We start from the raw sequence: 19,135 nt of genomic DNA, 5'->3' as shown, positions 1-19,135 counted from the left end.
CGAGCCTATCGGCCCGCGCCGGCACCCTGGTCGGCCGGTTCCTCGCGGACGGGCTCCCCGAGCAGCAGTGCCTCCAGCGCGGCCCGGTCCGGGAGGCCCTCGGGGTGTACGACCTCGCCGCTGCGGACGTAGAGGAACGCGGCCTTGACACTCTGAACGGGCACGTTCTGCCGTTCGGCCCAGGCGAGCCGGTACAGGGCGAGCTGGAGCGGGTCGCCGCTGCGGGTGCGGCTGGTCTTCCAGTCGACGATCTCGTACAAGGTCCCGTCCGTGTCGTCCACCCGGTAGACAGCGTCGATGCGGCCTCGGACGACGCGTCCGGCGATGGTCATCTGGAAGGGGGCCTCGATGCGATAGGGGGTGCGGTGCGCGTAGGGCGTGCGTTCGAAGGCGTCCTTGAGGGCCTCCAGGTCGCGCTCATCGGCGATCTCGGCCTCGCCGCCGGGCAGCTCGTCCGGCTCCAGCATGGGAAGGCGCAGTTCCTCGAAGCGTGCCTCGACCCAGGCGTGGAAGCGGGTGCCTCGGCGCGCCGAGGGTTGCGGGGGGCGCGGCATGGGGCGCGCGAGTTCCTGCGCGAGCCCGTCGGGGTCGGCGGCCAGCCGCAGTACCTGGGAGGCGGTCAGGGACGACGGCAGGGGTACGTCGGTGACGGCCGTACGGGCGCGCAGCAGTTCCCCGGTGAGGGCGTCCAGGTCGCGGTCCCAGGAGGCGATGGTGCGGGCCTCTTCAGGGGTCAGCGCAGGGGTGTCCTCGGCGGGGTGCCGGCGGGCGCGCGGGAGGGTCGGGGTGGGGGCGGCCACGCGCGCAGGCGCGTCCGGCGGCGTGGAGGCGTCCAGGGGCACGCGCGCGTGAGGTGGCGATGGCGGCGGGCCCGACGGGCGGTGGTTCGGCCGGTCGTCCGGTCCGTAGAGGTCTTCGTCGTCCGGCCCGTACAGGTCGTAGGGGGCTTCGTCATCCGGTCCGTACGGGTCGTAGGAGGCCTCGTCGTACGCTCCGTGGCCGTCGTCGTCCGGCCCGCGGTCGTCCTCGTCGTCCGGTGGTGGCGGCCACTCCGGGTCGTCGTACGCGGACGGCTCGTCGTACGCGGACGTGTCCTGCGACGCGATCTGCTCCAGATGGGTCAGGACCGTCTCGGCGGCCGCCCTGCGGCGCGTGAGGGCCTCCTCGTCCAGCGGGAGCGGCCAGGCGTGGTCGGCGGCGGCCTCGTGCAGTGCCGGGTTCTCCTCGTCCTCGGCGGGCGCGTCGGCCCACACCTCGATCTCGCCGTGGCCGGCGGCGCAGTGGTCGTGGAGAGCCTGGAGGAAGGCGGAGGGCCCCCGGGGGCGCTTCTGCGCGGGCCCCCACCAGTGGCCGGAGCCGAGCAGCAGGGAGCGCGGGCGGGTGAAGGTGACGTAGCCGAGGCGGAGCTCCTCGGTGTGCTGGTGCTCTTTCATGGCCTCGTGGAAGGCCTTGATGCCCCGGGAGTCCCAGGACTCGATGTCGGGCAGGGTGTCGGCGTCGCCGCGGAGGGCGTGGGGCAACACCTTGCCCTGGGCGGTCCACTTCTCGCGGCCCTGGCTGCTGGGGAAGGTGCCGTTGACCAGTCCGGGGACGGCGACGACGTCCCATTCCAGGCCCTTGGACTTGTGCGCGGTGAGGACCTTGACGGTGTTCTCGCCGCCGGGCAAGGCGTTGTCGAGGCCCTTTTCGTACTGGGCGGCGGTCCGCAGGAAGCCTAGGAAGGCCAGCAGGGTGGCGTCCGGATCGTTGGCCGCGAAGGACGCGGCGACGTCCAGGAAGTTCGACAGGGTCTCGCGGCGGCGGGCGGCCAGTGCGTGCGGGGAGGCGGACAGCTCGACCTCCAGGCCGGTGACGGCGAGCACCCGGTGCAGGACGTCCATCAGGGGGTCGGCGAGGGAGCGGCGCAGTTCGCGCAGTTCGGTGGCGAGGCGGGCGAACCGTACGCGCGCGTCGGGCGAGAACGGCAACCCCTCGTCCGCGCGGCCGGCCTCCATGGGCAGTTCGAGGAAGGTGTCGAGGGCGTCGGCGAGCGAGATCACCTCGGAGGGGTCGACGCCTTCGACGGCCGCGGCGAGCCGGCGGTCCGGGTCGTCGTCGGCGGCCACGCGCGCGGAGGACACGAGCAGCCGTGCGCGCCGGCCCAGCAGGGCGAGGTCGCGGGGGCCGATGCGCCAGCGCGGGCCGGTGAGCAGGCGGACGAGGGAGGCGTTGGCGCCGGGGTCCTGGAGGACCTCGCAGACCGCGACGAGGTCGGCGACCTCGGGCAGGTGCAGCAGTCCGGACAGGCCCACGACCTCGACCGGGACGTCGCGGGCGACGAGCGCGCTCTGGATCTGGGCGAAGTCGGTCGCCGTGCGGCACAGGACCGCGATCTCACCGGGCGCGGTGCCGGTACGCACGAGGTGGGCGAGGGAGTCGGCGATCCAGTCGATCTCCTCGGCGTGGGTGCGCAGCAGGGCGCAGCGGACCTGTCCGTCGCGCTCGGCGCCGGGGGCGGGGCGGAGGGCTTCCACGCCCGCGTGCAGCGCGCGCAGCGGCTCGGCGAGGCCGTTGGCAAGGTCGAGGAGGCGGCCGCCGCTGCGGCGGTTCTCGCTGAGTGCCTGGCGGGTGGCGGGGCGGCCGTCGGCGTGCGGGAAGTGCTCGGGGAAGTCGTCGAGGTTGGCGACGGACGCGCCGCGCCAGCCGTAGATCGCCTGGCAGGGGTCGCCGACGGCGGTCACGGGGTGGCCGGTGCCGCCGCCGAAGAGTCCGGCGAGCAGGACGCGCTGGGCCACCGAGGTGTCCTGGTACTCGTCGAGCAGGATGACGCGGTACTCCTCGCGCAGGATGCGGCCCACCTCGGGGAGGCGGGCGAGGGCCGCCGAGAGGGCGATCTGGTCGCCGAAGTCGAGGAGGTCGCGCTCTCGTCTGGCCGCGCGGTAGCGGCCGGCCAGCTCGGCCAGGTCCCGGCGGGCCGCGGCCGCCTCGGGGACCTTGCGCAGATCGGCGTTGGTGAGGCGGACGCCCTCCAGGGTGCGCAGCAGTTCGGCATCGTAGGCGCGCAGGTCCTCCGGTCGCACGAGGTGCTCGGACAGTTCGGAGTCGAGGGCGAGCAGGTCGCTGACGAGGTCGGGGAAGGAGCGGGTGAGCGCCGGGTAGGGGCCGGGGGCCTCGCGCAGCACGCGCGCGGCGAGTTGGTAGCGGGTGGCGTCGGCGAGCAGCCGGGAGGTCGGTTCTAGCCCGATGCGCAGGCCGTGGTCGGTCAGCAGGCGGCCCGCGAAGGCGTGATAGGTGGAGATCACGGGTTCGCCGGGCGGGTTGTCGGGGTCGATGACGTCCGGGTCGGTGACGCCCGCCTTGACCAGTGCCGTGCGGACGCGCTCGGCGAGTTCACCGGCCGCCTTGTTGGTGAACGTCAGGCCGAGGACCTGTTCGGGTGCGACCTGTCCGGTGCCCACCAGCCACACCACGCGGGCCGCCATCACCGTGGTCTTGCCCGATCCGGCTCCGGCCACGATCACCTGCGGGGCGGGCGGCGCGGTGATGCAGGCCGTCTGCTCCGGGGTGAACGGGATGCCGAGGAGCTCCTTGAGCTGCTCGGGGTCATTGATACGGGCGGGCACGTCGGAGAGGCTAACGGTGGGCACTGACAGCGGGCGCCGGATCGTCCGCCGGGGCGGAAGAAGCCCTGGTCGAAGCGCCGGGTGCGGTAGGTCACACGGTGTGCTCACTCGGAGGTGTTCACTCACCGTGCTCGCCCGGTCCCCCGGTTCGGCTCGCTCGCCGTGCTCACTCCACGACGGTGCGGCCCTCCGGTCGTGCGCTGCACGAGGCGCGGAAGGCGCAGTGCGTGCAGTGCTGCCCGGTGGTCGGGGAGAACCGCTCGTCGAGGACCTTGCCTGCGGCGGTGGCCAGCAGTTCGCCGATCCACTGTCCGTGCAGGGGCTCCTGGGCCTGCACCTTGGGCAGCGTGTCGCCGCCGTCCTTCTTGGCGGCGCCCTGCCTGAGCTGGACGAGTTCGGCGCCGCCCGGTTCGGGCCGCAGCCCGTCGAAGGCGTCGTCGACGGCGCCCTCGCGCACGGCCAGCTGGTAGACGGCGAGCTGCGGATGGCGGGCCACCTCGGCGGCGCTGGGCGCCTGCTTGCCGGTCTTGAAGTCGACGACGTAGGCGCGGCCCTCGGCGTCCGTCTCGACGCGGTCCATGGAGCCGCGGATGCGCACCTGGTAGTCGCCCGCCGCCAGGGTGACGTCGAAGTCGTGCTCGCTGGCCACCGGGGTGCGTCCGGCGCGGACGCTGTTCGAGTCGACGTGCCACCTCAGGAAGCGTTCGAGCGCCACGCGCGCGTTCTGCTTCTCCTGGCCGGACTTCCAAGGTGCGTCGAAGGCGAGCGCGTTCCACACCGAGTCGAGGCGTGCCATGAGGACGTCGAGGTCGGCGGGGGTGCGTCCGGAGGCAACCTCGTCGGCGAGCACGTGCACCACGTTGCCGAAGCCCTGGGCGGCGGTCGCGGGCGCGTCGGCCTTCACCTCACGGCCGAGGAACCATTGCAGGGCGCAGGTGTTGGCGAGCTGGTCGAGCGCGCTGCCGGAGAGCGCCACGGGCTGGTCGCGGTCGCGCAGCGGCACCTTGCTCTCGGTCTGGTCCCACATGCCCCACCAGCGGTAGGGGTGCGCGGAGGGCACGAGGGGCCGGCCGTCGTCGTCGGCGAGCGCGGCGAGCCGGGCCAGCCGCCGGGCGGCGGCCTCCCTGAGGGCGTCGGAGACGCGCGGGTCGACGGTCGTGGCGCGCAGTTCGGCGACGAGCGCGGCGACGGACAGCGGGCGGCGCGGACGGCCGGTGACGTCCCTGGGTTCGACGCCGAGCTCGGTGAGGAAGCGGGAGGGCTGGTCCCCGTCGTCGGCGGGGCCCTTCACGGCGGTGACGACGAGGCGGTCACGCGCGCGGGTGCAGGCGACGTAGAACAGGCGTCGTTCCTCCGCGAGCAGTGCGCCGGGGGTGAGGGGCTCGGCAAGTCCGTCGCGGCCGATGCGGTCGGCCTCCAGCAGGGAGCCGCGGCGGCGCAGGTCGGGCCACAGGCCTTCCTGGACGCCGGCGACGACGACCAGGCGCCACTGGAGGCCCTTGGAGCGGTGGGCGGTCATCAGTCGTACGGCGTCGGGGCGCACGGCGCGGCGCGTCAGCGTGTCGGCGGCGATGTCCTGGGCCTCGACCTCCTCCAGGAAGTTGAGGGCGCCCCGGCCGCCGGTGCGCTCCTCGGCGCGCGCCGCGGTCGCGAACAGGGCGCACACGGCGTCGAGGTCACGGTCGGCGTTGCGGCCCGCGGCGCCGCCGCGTCGGGACGCGCTCTCCAGGCGCTTGGGCCACGGTGTGCCGTTCCACAGCTCCCACAGGGCCTCCTCGGCCGTGCCGCCGCCCGCGAGCCGTTCCCGTGCCTTTCCGAGCAGTGCGCCCAGGCGCTGGGCTCCGCGCGCGTACGCGGGATCGTGCGCCACCAGGCGCTCCGGTTCGGCCAGGGCCCGCGCGAGGAGCTGGTCGGAGGGCGGCGGTACGGGGTTGCCGGCGACCCGCTCCTCCTCGCGCAGGGCACGGCCCAGGCGGCGCAGGTCGGCGGCGTCCATACCGGCGAGGGGCGAGGTGAGGAGGGTGAGCGCGGTCTCGGTGTCGAGCCACACTCCGGTACGAGCCGTCTCCTGCGTCTCTTCGGGGTGGTTCCGCGTTTCTTCGGGGTGATCCTGCGTCTCTGCGGGGTGATCCTGCGCGTCCTTCTCAGGACGTATGTGCGCGGCCTCCGTGCGGGCCACCGCGCGCAGCGCCGTCAGTAGGGGTGTCACGGCGGGTTCGTGCCGCAGCGGCAGGTCGTCGCCGTCGATGTCGAGGGGCACTCCGGCAGCCGTGAGGGCGCGGCGGACCGTCGGGATGGTGCGGGTTCCGGCGCGCACGAGGACGGCCATCTCGCTCCACGGGACGCCGTCCTCCAGGTGAGCCCGGCGCAGGATGTCCGCGATGTTGTCCAGTTCCGTGCCTGGCGTCGGGTACGTGTGGACCTCGACGCGGCCCCCGTCCCGTACCGCCGCGAGTTCCCGGTGGGCGCGCACCTTGTCCGCCGGGAGGCGGGTGAGCGGCATGCGCTGGGTGAGCAGCCGGGTGGCGCCGAGGAGGGCGGCGCCGGAGCGGCGGGAGGTCCTGAGGACGTGCACGGGCGCCGGGGTGCCGTCGGGGCAGGGGAACGTGTGCGGGAAGTCCAGGATCCCGCCCACGTCGGCGCCCCGGAAGGTGTAGATCGACTGGTCGGGGTCGCCGAAGGCCACCAGGGTCCGCCCGTGGCCCGCAAGGGCGTGCAGCAGCCGGACCTGGGCCGGGTCGGTGTCCTGGTACTCGTCGACGTAGACCGCGTCGTACCGGGCGGCCAGCCGCTCGGCGACCTCGGGGCGGCGGGCCAGCAGCACCGCGCGATGGACCAGCTCCGCGTAGTCGATCACTCCCTGGAGGTCGAGGACGTCCAGGTACTCGGCGAGGAACGCGGAGGCGGCCTCCCAGTCGGGGCGGCCTGTGCGCCCGGCGAAGCGGCGCAGCGCCTCCGGGTCGAGGCCCAACTCACGGCTGCGGGCCAGCACGGCGCGCACCTCGTCGGCGAAGCCGCGCGTGGTGAGGCAGGCGCGCAGTTCGTCGGGCCAGCGCAGATGCGCGAGACCGAGGCGCTCCAGGTCGGGCTGCCCGGCGAGAAGTTCCCGCACGGCCACGTCCTGCTCGGGGCCGGACAGCAGCCGCAGCGGTTCGACGAAGTGGTCGCTGTCCTGGTGGGCGCGGACCAGGGCGTAGCAGAACGAGTGGAACGTGGTGGCCTGCGGGGCGTGGGCCGCGCCCGCGCGCAGCGCCATGCGGTCGCGCAGGTCGACGGCGGCCCTGCGGCTGAAGGTGAGCACCAGGATGCGCTCGGGGTCGCCGCCACGGGCGATCCGGGCGGCCACGGACTCCACCAGCGTGGTGGTCTTGCCGGTGCCCGGGCCCGCGAGCACGAGCAGAGGGCCGGCCCGGTGGTCAACCACCGCGCGCTGCGGTGCGTCAAGTCGAGGGGGATCCACCCGGACGGGCGGGGTACGCACCAGTCGGTAAGCGCCACGGCTCCCCTGCCGCACCGAGGGGTGCGGCAGGCGCCTGGTGGAGGAAGAGGAGCTCACGTGGTTCGCCGGTCCTGGTGGTCGTGCTCGGGCTTGTCACTGGCGGTGCGGGGCACCGCCAGTGAGGGGTTGTGGTCGGGCCGCGGGAGGCGGGATCCCCGCGCGGGGAGAGCGGTGGCCGCGGGATGAGGGGGACGCGCGCCGTTGACGCTACGCCGGGGAAGGTTGCGGAAGCAGGGCTTCCCCTCGTTCCCGGAGGTCCCTCCTGTCACGTCTGTCCCTCACCGCACGAACGTACGGCATGTCACGGACGTGCCGCGCTTCCCTCGAACGGGCTAGGGCTCCCCGTCCACCGCGTCCGATGCCGGAAGCTGTCAGATGTGACCTTTCGCGCATGCGTCGCCGTCCCATCGCGCCCGCCTCATGTCCAGGCGCGGCAGATGCCCCTCGGACGCGCGGCCGGCCTCCCGCAGCGGGGTGCCCTCGTCCCGGTAGTGGCCGAGAGCGTCCAGTTCGTGCCCCGCGAGCAGCGCTCCGTCGGCGCGGACCACCCGCCACCAAGGGACGGCTCCGCCGTAGAGGGCCATCACACGGCCCACCTGGCGCGGCCCGCCCTCCTCCAGCCACTCGGCGACGTCCCCGTACGTCATGACGCGCCCCGGTGGGATGCGTTCGGCCAGGTCAAGGACCCGTTCCGCGTATTCCGGCAGGGCATCCTCCGGAAGGCTCCGCTCGCTCATCCGCCCCATCCTGCCTCACGCCACCGACAATGTGAGGAGAGAGCGGCCGGGCATGGCCCTCGCCCTGTCCCGGCGCTTGGGGCAGACTGTGCGCCCCCGCATTTGCACCCTGATGCCCCCGTGTGTCGGGTCGGCATGCCACCATCGTGCGGGCGGTGACCGGTGATACGAGACCAAGAAGAGACGATGAAACAGCAGGGCGTGCACCCCGACGGAGCGGAGGGCACCTCTGAGGGTTCGTCGCGCCCGGACAAGGCCGCCGCAGGCCACGAGGCAGGCGCGGACGCGCGGAAGGCGGAGGACACAGAGGCCCCTCAGGCCCCACTGGTCTCGCTGGACAAGGCGCCCGAGCACGGTGAGCCCCAGAAGGACGTACAGCGGCGCGCGGACGACGCGCACCAGCCGTCCGACCCGGAGGCGGGCTGCGCCGACGCCCCCAACGACGAGGTGGAGGGCGACGAACCGCTGCTCCCCGCGCGCGTGCACCGTCCTTCCGATCTGATGCGCCTTCTGGTGGGCATCCTCGCGATCGCGGTGCTGCTCGCCATCGCCGCGTTCGCGCACGGCACCACCTCGGGTCTCGAACAGGACATCAACAAGGGCACGGGACAGGCACCCGATCTGCTGATCAAGATCGCGGGTCTGGCGTCGAGCATCGCGATCCTGCTGGTGCCGGTCGCCTTCGCGATCGAACGGCTGATCAAGCGGGACGGTCTGCGCATCGCCGACGGCGTCCTCGCGGCCGTCCTCGCCCATGGAGTGACACTCGCCACGGACCTGTGGGTCGCCAGGGCCGCACCGCCCTCGATCCAGGACGCGCTCACCCAGCCCTCCCCCGGCGACATCCATGCCCTGACCGACCCGGTGCACGGCTATCTCGCACCCGTCATCGCCTATATGACGGCGGTGGGCATGTCACGCAGACCGCGCTGGCGCGCCGTGCTGTGGGTGGTGCTGCTGCTCGACGCCTTCTCCATGCTGGTCACCGGCTACACGACACCGTTCTCCATCATCCTGACGGTGCTGATCGGCTGGAGCGTCGCGGCCGGGACGCTGTACGCGGTCGGCTCGCCGAACGTACAGCCGACCGGGCGGACCCTGATGGCGGGTCTGCGCACCGTGGGCTTCCGCCCCGTGAGCGCGGCGCGCCAGGAGACGCCCGACACAGCGGACACCGGCGACCGCGGCCGGCGCTACTTCGTCACGCTGGAGGACGGGCCGCCCCTGGACGTCACGGTCGTCGACCGCGAGCAGCAGGCACAGGGCTTCTTCTACCGGGTGTGGCGGCGGCTGACGCTGCGCGGAATCACCACCCGCAGCAGCCTGCAGTCGCTGCGCCAAGCCCTGGAGCAGGAGGCGCTCCTCGCCTACGCGGCCATCGCGGCCGGTGCCAACGCGCCCAGACTGATCGCGACCTCCGAACTGGGTCCCGACGCGGTGATGCTCGTCTACGAGCACACCGGCGGTCGCACGCTGGACCAGCTGGCCGACGAGGAGATCACCGACGAGCTGCTGCACGACACCTGGCACCAGGTGCGGGCACTTCAGTCGCGGCGCATCGCGCACCGCCGGCTCGCCGGGGACGCCATCGTGGTGGATCGTTCCGGCACCGTCATCCTGACCGATCTGCGCAGTGGCGAGATCGCGGCCGGCGATCTGGTGCTGCGCATGGACATCGCGCAGTTGCTGGCCACACTCGGACTGCGGGTCGGCGCCGAACGGGCGGTGGCCTCCGCGGTCGCCGTGCTCGGCCCGGACGCGGTCGCCGGCTGCCTGCCCATGCTGCAGCCGATCGCACTGACGCGCTCCACGCGCGCGACCCTGCGGAAACTGGCCCGGGAGCGGGCCGAGCGCGAGCGAGGGGCGGTCCTGGAGGCCTCCCGGCAGGCGAAACTGGCCCGCGCGGCGGAGGCGGGCGACACGCCGGGAGCCGTCCCCGACAAGCTCGACAAGAAGTCCGTACGCGCCGAGCAGCGGGCCGAGAAACGGGCGATCGACGAGGCGCTGGAGGAGGCACGCGAGGAGGATCTCCTCACCCAGATCCGCCACCAGGTGCTGCGGATCAGGCCCCAGGCGCCGGTCGAACCGGCCCGCCTGGAGCGGGTGCGGCCGCGCACGCTGCTCAGTTTCATGGCCGGTGCCATCGGCGCGTACTTCCTGCTGACGCAGCTCACCCATATCGAGTTCGGCACGCTCTTCGCCAATGCCGAGTGGGGCTGGGTGGCGGCGGCCGTGTTCTTCTCCGCGCTGAGCTATGTCGCGGCGGCGATGGCGCTGCTCGGCTTCGTGCCCGAGCGCGTGCCGTTCTGGCGCACCGTGGCGGCGCAGGTCGCCGGGTCCTTCGTGAAGATCGTGGCGCCCGCGGCGGTCGGCGGTGTCGCGCTCAACACACGCTTCCTGCAACGGGCGGGCGTGCGGCCGGGGCTGGCAGTGGCGAGCGTGGGCGCCTCGCAGCTGTTCGGACTCGGCTGCCATGTGCTGATGCTGCTCTCGTTCGGCTATCTCACAGGCACCGAGAAGACCCCGTCGCTGTCGCCGTCCCGTACGGTCATCGCCGGTCTGCTGACGGTCGCGGTGCTCGTGCTGGTGGTGACGTCCGTGCCGTTCATGCGGAAGTTCGTCGTCACGCGCGTGAGGTCGCTGTTCGCCGGTGTCGTGCCACGCATGCTCGACGTGTTGCAGCGGCCGCAGAAGCTGATCACCGGCATCGGCGGCATGCTGCTGCTGACCGCGTGCTTCGTGATGTGCCTGGACGCCTCGATCCGGGCGTTCGGGCACGAGGAGCACACCTCGCTGAGCCTGGCCAGCGTGGCGGTCGTGTTCCTGGCGGGCAACGCGCTGGGTTCGGCCGCCCCGACCCCTGGCGGCGTGGGCGCGGTGGAGGCCACCCTCACGGTGGGTCTCATCGCCGTCGGCCTGCCCAAGGAGGTCGCGGCGCCCGCGGTGCTGCTCTACCGGCTGCTGACGCTGTGGCTGCCGGTACTGCCCGGGTGGCTGTCCTTCAACCATCTGTCGCGCAAGCAAGCGCTCTAGTAGGGCTTGGTCAGGTCTGTATTGGTGTGGGTATGTCGCGGTGGCAGGTCGGGCAGGCGCCGGTCCAGACTGCGAGGAGTGTCTGTAGCTCGCGGACGGCCTGGTAGAGGCTCAGGCCGACGCCACGTCTTTGGGGGCCCGGGCCAGTCGTTGCAGGGTGCGGAAGGTATGAGCGACGGAGACGATTTCTGGCGCATCACACTAGACGCGCGAGGGCTGACGGCCGTTCTCACGCGGGTCGTGGAGGGCGGCCGGTCGCGAAGGCGGCCACTCACCCGCCCGGCTCACGCCCCGAGCGCTCCGCCCCGCACGGTCGCAGGATGGGAGCATGCCGAACCGACTCCGCATCCGCACCGCAGCCCTCACCGCCACCGCCGTCGTCCTGCCCTCGCTGATGGCGGGGTGCGCCGGCAGCTTCGCGGACGGAGAGCTGTCGAGTCAGAAGCTGATCTGGAAGGACTGCCCCGCGCCGTCCGAGGCGGAGGGCGGCGGCAGTGCCCCCGCTCCCCTGCCGAGCGGGAGAAAGTGGCAGTGCGCGACCATGCAGGCGCCCCTGAACTGGAACAACCCCAACGGCGGCACCATCGGGATCGCGCTGATCCGGGCGAAGGCCAGCGGCCCCCCGGACAAACGGATCGGTTCCCTCGTCTTCAACTTCGGCGGCCCGGGCGGCTCCGGGGTCACGGCGCTGCCCGCCTTCGCCCAGGACTACGAGACCCTGCGCACCCGCTACGACCTGGTGAGCTTCGACCCGCGCGGAGTCGGCCGCAGCGCGGGCGTCAAGTGCGAGGACGACCAGCAGCTCGACACGTACTTCCAGCAGGACATGACGCCCGAGACCGCGGCCGAGCAGAAGACCTTCGTGAACAACACCCGGCAGTTCAACCAGGCCTGCCGGCTGAACTCGGGGCGCGTCCTGCCGTATGTGCGCACCACCGACGCCGCCCGCGACATGGACCTGATGCGCAAGGTGCTCGGCGACTCCAAGCTGTACTACTTCGGCATCTCGTACGGCACCGAACTGGGCGCCGTCTACGCGCACCTGTTCCCCAAGAACGTGGGACGGGCCGTCCTCGACGCGGTCGTCGACCCGACGGAGGACCCGGTACAGGCCTCGCTGGGGCAGGCCAAGGGCTTCCAGCTCGCGCTGGACAACTACGCCCGGGACTGCGTCTCCAAGAGCACTGGCTGCCCGGTCGGCCGCACCCCGCAGGACGTCGAGAACCGGATCGCCAAACTGCTGAAGGACCTCGACAAGAAGCCCCTGCCCGGCATCTTCCCCCGCCGCCTGACCCAGACGGCGGCCACCAACGGCATCGCGCAGGCCCTGTACTCCAAGGACTTCTGGGCATATCTCACCGACGGCCTGAAGCAGGCGTACGCGGGTGACGGCAAGTTGCTGATGGCACTGTCGGACGCGATGAACGGGCGCAACGAGAACGGCCAGTACAGCAATCTGGTCCCCGCGAACATCGCGATCAACTGCGCGGACGAGAAGCCTCGTTACACCATCGCCGACGTGAAGGCGAAGCTGCCGCAGTTCCGGGCGGCCTCCCCGCTGTTCGGCGACTATCTGGCCTGGGGTCTGATCAGCTGCACGAACTGGCCGGTGGCCGGGGCCGCCACCCACCCGGACGTGAGTGCTCCCGGCGCCGCGCCGATCCTCGTGGTCGGCAACACCGGCGACCCGGCGACCCCGTACGAGGGGGCGAGGCGAATGGTGCAGGCGCTCGGAGCCGGTGTCGGTGTCGAGCTGACGTACAAGGGCCAGGGGCACGGTTCGTACGACAGTAGGGACAAGTGCGTGCAGAACACCGTCAACAACTACCTGCTGAACGGCAAGGTCCCCCGGGCCGGCATCGTCTGCACCTGATCCCCGGCGACTCCCCGTCATGAGGATCCCCGCTTCCACCGGGCCCCCGCGCAGCGGGCCCCTTGCCCCGGCCGACACCGCGTTCGGAGGAAAAGTGCAGGTCAGACTGTTTTCCACAGGCAGCCATAGGCCCCGCTCGGTCCGCCTACTATGGCCTGACTGCTCTCCGCCGCTCCGAGCGGAGAGCCGGTGAGGGGGGTGCACATGTCACGTGTCGTACGGTGGACGGCCGCGGTCGCGGCCGCCCTGCTGATCACCGGCTGCGGAAGCGGCTCGGCCCATTCGTCCGGCTCGTCCGGCTCACGCGCGGACGACGGCAAGGGCAGTTCCGGCGCGTCGACGCCGGCACCGCAAGACGGCGATCACCCGGGACTGCCCGCCTCGCTCACTGCCCAGAAGCTCACCTGGAGCGGCTGCAAGGGCGCATCGGCCCAGGGCGGCGGCTGGCAGTGCGCGACGATGAAGGCGCCCCTTGACTGGTCGAAGCCGGACGGCGAGACGATCGGCCTCGCGTTGATCCGGTCCAAGGCGACCGGAGGCAACCGCACAGGCTCGCTCCTGTTCAACTTCGGCGGCCCGGGCGGCTCCGGCGTCTCGACGATGCCGTCGTACGCGAGCCTGGTCTCCCAACTCCACAAGCGATACGACCTGGTGAGCTGGGATCCGCGCGGGGTCGGCGCGAGCGAGGGCATCCGCTGCCGCAGCGACAAGGCGATCCAGGCGGCCGAGGCCATAGACGCCACACCGGACGACGACGCCGAGGTGAAGGCCTACCTCGATGACGCCACCGACTTCGGCCAGGGCTGTGCGCGGGCGGCCGGCAAGCTGCTCACGCATGTGTCGACGACCGACACCGCGCGCGACATGGACCTGATGCGCCAGGTCCTCGGCGACCGGACGATGCACTACTTCGGCATCTCGTACGGCACCGAACTGGGCGGTGTGTACGCCCACTTGTTCCCGGAAAAGGTGGGGCGCCTGGTGCTGGACGCCGTGGTCGACCCGACCGCCGACATCCTGGGCCAGGCGAAGAACCAGACCCTTGGTTTCCAGCGCGCGCTCGACAACTACCTGAAGTCGACGGGCCAGGACCCCCAGCAGGGCACCCAGAAGATCGCGAAACTGCTCAAGCGGATCGACGCCAAGCCGCTGCCGACGTCGTCCGGACGCAAGCTCACCCAGACCCTGGCCCTCACCGGCATCGTGCTGCCGCTCTACACCAAGGAGAGCTGGCCTGTCCTCACCAGCGCCCTCGCCTCGGCACAGAGCGGCGACGGCTCCGAGCTGCTGCGCCTGGCCGATGAGTACAACGACCGCGATGCGGCGGGGCACTACGGCACGACGACGCACTCGCAGCGGGTCATCTCCTGCCTGGACGACCGACAGCGGCCGACGGCCGGGCAGGTGAGAGCGCTGCTGCCGGAGTTCGAGAAGATCTCCCCCGTGTTCGGCGACTTCCTGGGCTGGGACGCGGCCGGCTGGTGCCACAACTGGCCGGTGACCGGAGAGTTCGACCACCCGGAGGTCAGCGCGCCGGGAGCCGCTCCGGTGCTGGTGGTGGGCAACACCGGGGATCCCGCGACACCGTACGAGGGCGCCCGCAGGATGGCCGACGGGCTGGGCCAGGGTGTCGGCGTCGAGCTGACCTGGAAGGGCCAGGGCCACGGAGCGTACGGGAGCGGAAGTACATGCGTGGACTCGGCCGTGAACGCGTACCTGCTGAACAACACGGTCCCGAACGACGGCAAGGTCTGCTCCTGATGACGACGGTCACCGTGGAACGGAAGGTCACCTTCAGACCATCGTTCGACCTACGGACCCACATTCGAGGACTTGTACGACCTGATCATTGAATTGAAAAATGGAATCCATCTTTCCGGGTTTGTCGGACAGTGCCTCGGGTATATCCCCGATCCCATACGGCTCACGAGCGAGCTCGCCGAGCCGTAGCGAGGAAAGCGGATATGGGGGGTTGACTCATGGCGGAGAACCTCAAGACTTGCTTCGTCATTTCACCGATCGGCGACATGGGGTCCGACACCAGACTCTGGGCGGATGACGTTTTCGAGCTCCTGATCGAGCCTGCCCTCGAAATGTACGGATTCTATGTGGTCCGGGCCGACATGCTCGTGGGGCCCGGTGAGATCAACAGCGAGGTGATCAGTCTCGTCCAGAACGCAGAACTCTGCATTGTGGATCTGACCGGCCACAACGCGAACGTCTTCTATGAGTGCGGCCGACGCCATGAAGCCGCGAAGCCGTTCATTCAGCTCATCAGAGTGGGCGACAAACTTCCCTTCGATGTCTCGGGGATTCGGACCATTCAGTACGATCTCTCCAACCCCCGGTCGACTCGTCGCGCCATCGAGGAGGTCAGGAGGACGGTCGACCAGTTCGAGGCAGCCGGATACCCCACGGCGGCCAGCGGAGTCACCACCACCTCGCTGGCGCTCGCGCTGGAGCGCATGGAGCGGAAAATAGACAACCTCATGGCCAGCTCACGGGGCGGAGTCTCCGCCTCTCCCCTCCCGGCGAACCCGATGGGGGGACTGGAGGACATCTTCGCCAACCCGGAGGAGAAGTTCCTGACGGCGCTCGCCAACGGCGACCAGGTCGGTGCGTACGTGGCCCTGCAGCGGCTGGCCAGGTTGCGAAACGACCCCTCCATGGTGATCACATGCGCGAGCATGCTCGCCGCGGGAGGGCATGAGGAGAGCGTCGCTCTCATTCGGGACATGCTCAACAACAACGACGGAAGCATCGACTCCGACTCCGTCAACGCCGGCATCGCCTCCCTCGGAAACTTCTATCGCGTGACGAACCGCACCGCCGAGGGCATCGAGGAACTCAAGCGCTATGTGGTGCCGCTCCTGGAGGACGAGAACGTCAGCGATCGGGACAAGGCGTTTCTCGCGAATCAGATTGGAATGCTGTTCCATTCTTCGAAGCAGTACGAGGAAGCTCAGCGCTACATCCTGACGGCGATCCAGAAGAACCCCGGAGAGATCGCCTACAAATATAATCTCTCGATGGTGTACGAGGCCCGGGAACTCCTTGACCTGGCGGAGCAGGTCGTCGATGAATACATGTCCCTCGAAGCCGACAAGGACGCGGACCACTTGGGCCAGGCAATCGACATCTACCTCAAGCGAGGACGTTTCGACGAGGTACGGGCTCTCTATTCCGAGATGATGCGCTCGGACCCCGGGAAAGCCTCGATCAAGATTTCCCTGAACGACGATCTGCGCGCAGCGATATCACGCTCGTAGTGAGTGTCACAGCCGCCACCGACCGACAACGACAGAAGCCCACGGCCTCTGAACGGGTCAGAGGCCGTGGGCTTCATCAGTCTTGCCGGGCAGCCGGAAGGCTGATCAGTACACAGGCTTGTGCGGTTCGATCTGGTTGACCCAGCCGATGACGCCTCCGCCGACGTGGACCGCGTCCGCGAAGCCGGCCGACTTCAGGACGGCGAGGACTTCCGCGCTGCGGACACCCGTCTTGCAGTGCAGGACGATCTTCTTGTCCTGGGGGAGGCCCTCCAGGGCCGTGCCCAGGAGGAACTCGTTCTTCGGGATCAGCCGGGCGCCCGGGATGGAGACGATCTCGTACTCGTTCGGCTCCCGGACATCGATGATCTCGATGTTCTCGCCGTCGTCGATCCACTCCTTGAGCTGCTTGGGAGTGATCGTCGAGTCGACGGCCGCCGCCTGGGCCTCCTCGGAGACAACGCCGCAGAAGGCCTCGTAGTCGATGAGCTCGGTGACGGTGGGGTTCTCGCCGCAGACCGCGCAGTTGGGGTCCTTGCGGACCTTGACCTGGCGGTACTGCATCTCCAGGGCGTCGTAGATCATCAGTCGGCCGACCAGCGGGTCACCGACGCCAGTGAGGACCTTGATCGCCTCGGTGACCTGGATGGAGCCGATGGACGCGCACAGCACGCCGAGGACGCCGCCCTCGGCACAGGAGGGAACCATGCCCGGCGGCGGGGGCTCCGGGTAGAGGCAGCGGTAGCAGGGACCGTGCTCCGACCAGAAGACGGAGGCCTGGCCGTCAAAGCGGTAGATCGAGCCCCACACATACGGCTTGTTCAGCAGCACGCACGCGTCGTTGACCAGATAGCGGGTCGCGAAGTTGTCCGTACCGTCGACGATCAGGTCGTACTGGCTGAAGATGTCCATCACGTTGTCGGCCTCGAGCCGCTCCTCGTGAAGGATCACGTTCACATACGGGTTGATGCCCTTGACCGAGTCACGCGCGGACTCGGCCTTGGAACGGCCGATGTCGGCCTGGCTGTGGATGATCTGCCGCTGGAGGTTCGACTCGTCCACCTCGTCGAACTCCACGATGCCGAGCGTTCCCACGCCCGCCGCGGCCAGGTACATCAGCGCCGGCGAGCCCAGACCGCCGGCGCCCACACAGAGCACCTTGGCGTTCTTCAGCCGCTTCTGCCCGTCCATCCCGACATCGGGGATGATCAGGTGGCGGGAGTACCTGCGGACCTCGTCTACGGTGAGCTCGTCAGCCGGCTCGACCAGGGGTGGCAGCGACACGGGGACTCCGTTGGTCGGTCGATCACTACGGTTGTTCTCCCCGTAACACTGCCACGCCCTTCTTCATTCCGAGACACCTGTTCCGAGGCGCGAGACGATGTCGTCCCAGTACCCGGGCATGGCCTCCCAGGGGTCCGTGCGGCCGCCGCGAATCGCGCGGTCGGTGAACCAGATCGTGCCGGCGCCCTGCCAACGGGCGATGCGCAGCGCCTCGTCGAGATGGCCGCGCGGTATGCCGTGCACGAAGTGGCAGAACCGCTCGGGCGGGTAGTCGGCGGTCCATTCGGCCACCTGCGACCAGCGGTAGTCGTTCCAGGTGCCGGAGAAGGTGACCAGTTGGTCGGCGTTCTCGGCGTATCCGGGATGGGGATGGGTGCCGTGTCCCAGGACGATGTGCCCGTGGTCGAGGAAGGCCCGGAGCGTGGTGATCAGGCGGCGGACTTCGGGGAGCACGGCACGTTCGCTCGGGCACCGGTCCAGGAGGAAGCCGCCGACGCCGTACCAGTCGAGAAAGCGGTGTGCCTCGGAGATCAGTTCGCCGAAGGGCCGCGTGCCCTGGACGAGGTCGAGGTGACCGAGAACACGGACGCCCACGGTGTGCAGGCGTCCGGTGGCCTCCAGGCAGTGCGGGTCGAGGCGGGTACCCGGGCCGCCGCTCACATTGAGGACGGCCCAGTGCACCGGGGCGCCCGGCCGGGTGAGCGCGTCCCATTCCAGGGGGGCGACCAGGGGGTGCGCATACCCGGGGATGCCGAGGCCGGCGCCCAGGTCCGTGCTCGCGGTGCCCGTGGTGGTGCTGGTCAGATGCGGCATGCCGCCTCCATCCAGATGTCGGCGAGGGATTCCTCCAGGCTGATCCGGGGGCGCCAGCCGAGCCGGTCGCGGGCGGTGCGCACATCGGCCTGCTGCCAGCTGCCGCAGCCGTCCGGGTAGGGGTAGGCGACCGGGGCCGGGTGTTCCGGTTCGGTGCGGGGGTGGCCGATGGCCGTTCGCATCGGTCCGGGGGGACCGTCGAGTTCGTGCAGGTTCCCGCCGTAGCCGGCGACCCGGGCGAGGACGGCGGCCGCGTCCCGCAGGCGCACCGCGCGGCCCGAGCCGATGTTGATCACGCCCTGGGCGGCGGAGAGGGACGCGGCGTGGACGGCGCGGGCGACATCGCGTACGTCGATGAAGTCGCGTTGCACACCGAGGCCGCCGAGCTTGAGTTCGCCGTCGCTCGCCTGCATGGCACGGCGCAGCGCCTCGGCCAGCCGGCCGAGCGGGGATCCGGCGGGCGTGCCGGGCCCGGCGGGCGAGAACACCCGGAGCACGACGGCGTCCAGGCCTGAGCCGAGGACGAGTTCGGTGGCGGCGAGCTTGCTGACGCCGTACGGGCCGCCGGGTCGCGGGACGGCGTCCTCGGCCGTGGAGGAGCCGGGCTGGCTCGGCCCGTACTCGGCACCGCAGCCGATCTGCACCAGTCGGGCCCCGCAGCCGCTGCGGCGCAGCGCCTCGCAGATGGTGGCGACGGCGACGGTGTTCTGCCGGGTGAGTTCACGGGCGCCGCCGCGGATGGCTCCGGCGCAGTTGATGACGACCCCGGGGTGCACGGCGTCCAGGAAGCGGGTGAGTGCGCCGGGACTGCCGGACGCGAGGTCGAACCGTACGTCGGCGTCGTCACCGCGGCCGAGCGCGGTGAGCTGCACGGCCGGGTCGGCGAGCAGACGGTCGGCGACGAAGCGGCCGAGATATCCGTTGGCTCCGATCAGCAGGACCCTCATCGGGCGGCTCCCGGGGCGGATTCTCCGGTTCGGGAGGTGATCATCTGGGGTTCTCCTTCAGGGGTGGTGCCGTGGGAT

Annotated in this window: 10 protein-coding genes; 4 read left to right on the top strand and 6 right to left on the bottom strand. The window is 70.8% G+C overall.

Features of this window, described 5'->3' with window-relative positions:
* Positions 1–5 precede the first annotated feature (5 nt).
* The 3 genes from AB0L95_RS10095 to AB0L95_RS10085 all read right to left on the bottom strand — a co-directional run bounded on the left by AB0L95_RS10095 (position 6) and on the right by AB0L95_RS10085 (position 7,838).
* Positions 6–3,602 carry an ATP-dependent DNA helicase gene (locus tag AB0L95_RS10095; RefSeq protein WP_365159790.1) on the bottom strand — a complete coding sequence of 1,199 codons (3,597 nt, stop codon included), beginning with the start codon at positions 3,600–3,602 and terminating at the stop codon, positions 6–8.
* A 166-nt stretch (positions 3,603–3,768) separates the two neighbouring features.
* Positions 3,769–7,158, bottom strand: a complete 3,390-nt coding sequence (locus tag AB0L95_RS10090) for an ATP-dependent DNA helicase (protein WP_365159787.1) — start codon at positions 7,156–7,158, stop codon at positions 3,769–3,771.
* Positions 7,159–7,472: 314 nt separating this feature from the next.
* Complete coding sequence (locus AB0L95_RS10085; protein WP_365159784.1) at positions 7,473–7,838, bottom strand: MGMT family protein; 366 nt, start codon at positions 7,836–7,838, stop codon at positions 7,473–7,475.
* Positions 7,839–8,024: 186 nt separating this feature from the next.
* On the opposite strand from AB0L95_RS10085, the gene AB0L95_RS10080 reads away from it, so the two are divergent.
* The 4 genes from AB0L95_RS10080 to AB0L95_RS10065 all read left to right on the top strand — a co-directional run bounded on the left by AB0L95_RS10080 (position 8,025) and on the right by AB0L95_RS10065 (position 16,013).
* The gene (locus tag AB0L95_RS10080; RefSeq protein WP_365159781.1) at positions 8,025–10,871 is read left to right on the top strand and encodes a lysylphosphatidylglycerol synthase domain-containing protein; all 2,847 of its coding nucleotides are present in this window, start codon (positions 8,025–8,027) and stop codon (positions 10,869–10,871) included.
* 328 nt (positions 10,872–11,199) lie between these two features.
* The gene (locus AB0L95_RS10075) at positions 11,200–12,744 is read left to right on the top strand and encodes an alpha/beta hydrolase (protein ID WP_365159778.1); all 1,545 of its coding nucleotides are present in this window, start codon (positions 11,200–11,202) and stop codon (positions 12,742–12,744) included.
* Positions 12,745–12,948: 204 nt separating this feature from the next.
* Complete coding sequence (locus tag AB0L95_RS10070) at positions 12,949–14,505, top strand: alpha/beta hydrolase (RefSeq protein WP_365159775.1); 1,557 nt, start codon at positions 12,949–12,951, stop codon at positions 14,503–14,505.
* A gap of 218 nt (positions 14,506–14,723) precedes the next feature.
* On the top strand, positions 14,724–16,013 hold the full coding sequence (locus AB0L95_RS10065) for a hypothetical protein (protein ID WP_365159772.1): 1,290 nt from the start codon (positions 14,724–14,726) through the stop codon (positions 16,011–16,013).
* 105 nt (positions 16,014–16,118) lie between these two features.
* Here AB0L95_RS10065 and moeZ read toward each other — a convergent pair whose 3' ends face one another.
* From moeZ to AB0L95_RS10050, 3 genes are all read right to left on the bottom strand, one after another.
* Entirely contained in the window at positions 16,119–17,297 is a 1,179-nt protein-coding gene (gene moeZ / locus AB0L95_RS10060; protein WP_365159769.1) for an adenylyltransferase/sulfurtransferase MoeZ, read from the bottom strand.
* Positions 17,298–17,360: 63 nt separating this feature from the next.
* Positions 17,361–18,110, bottom strand: a complete 750-nt coding sequence (locus AB0L95_RS10055) for a spherulation-specific family 4 protein (RefSeq protein WP_365159766.1) — start codon at positions 18,108–18,110, stop codon at positions 17,361–17,363.
* Positions 18,098–19,057 (bottom strand): NAD-dependent epimerase/dehydratase family protein, encoded by a 960-nt coding sequence (locus AB0L95_RS10050; protein WP_365159764.1) that lies wholly within the window; start codon positions 19,055–19,057, stop codon positions 18,098–18,100. The genes AB0L95_RS10055 and AB0L95_RS10050 overlap by 13 nt, the downstream gene beginning before the upstream one ends.
* Positions 19,058–19,135 lie beyond the last annotated feature (78 nt).

Origin of the sequence: Streptomyces sp. NPDC052036 (assembly GCF_040680495.1) — a bacterium.
Taxonomy (GTDB): Bacteria; Actinomycetota; Actinomycetes; order Streptomycetales; family Streptomycetaceae; genus Streptomyces.
The sequence above is the reverse complement of the archived record's forward strand: the minus strand, read 5'-3'. Positions and strand labels throughout refer to the sequence as shown.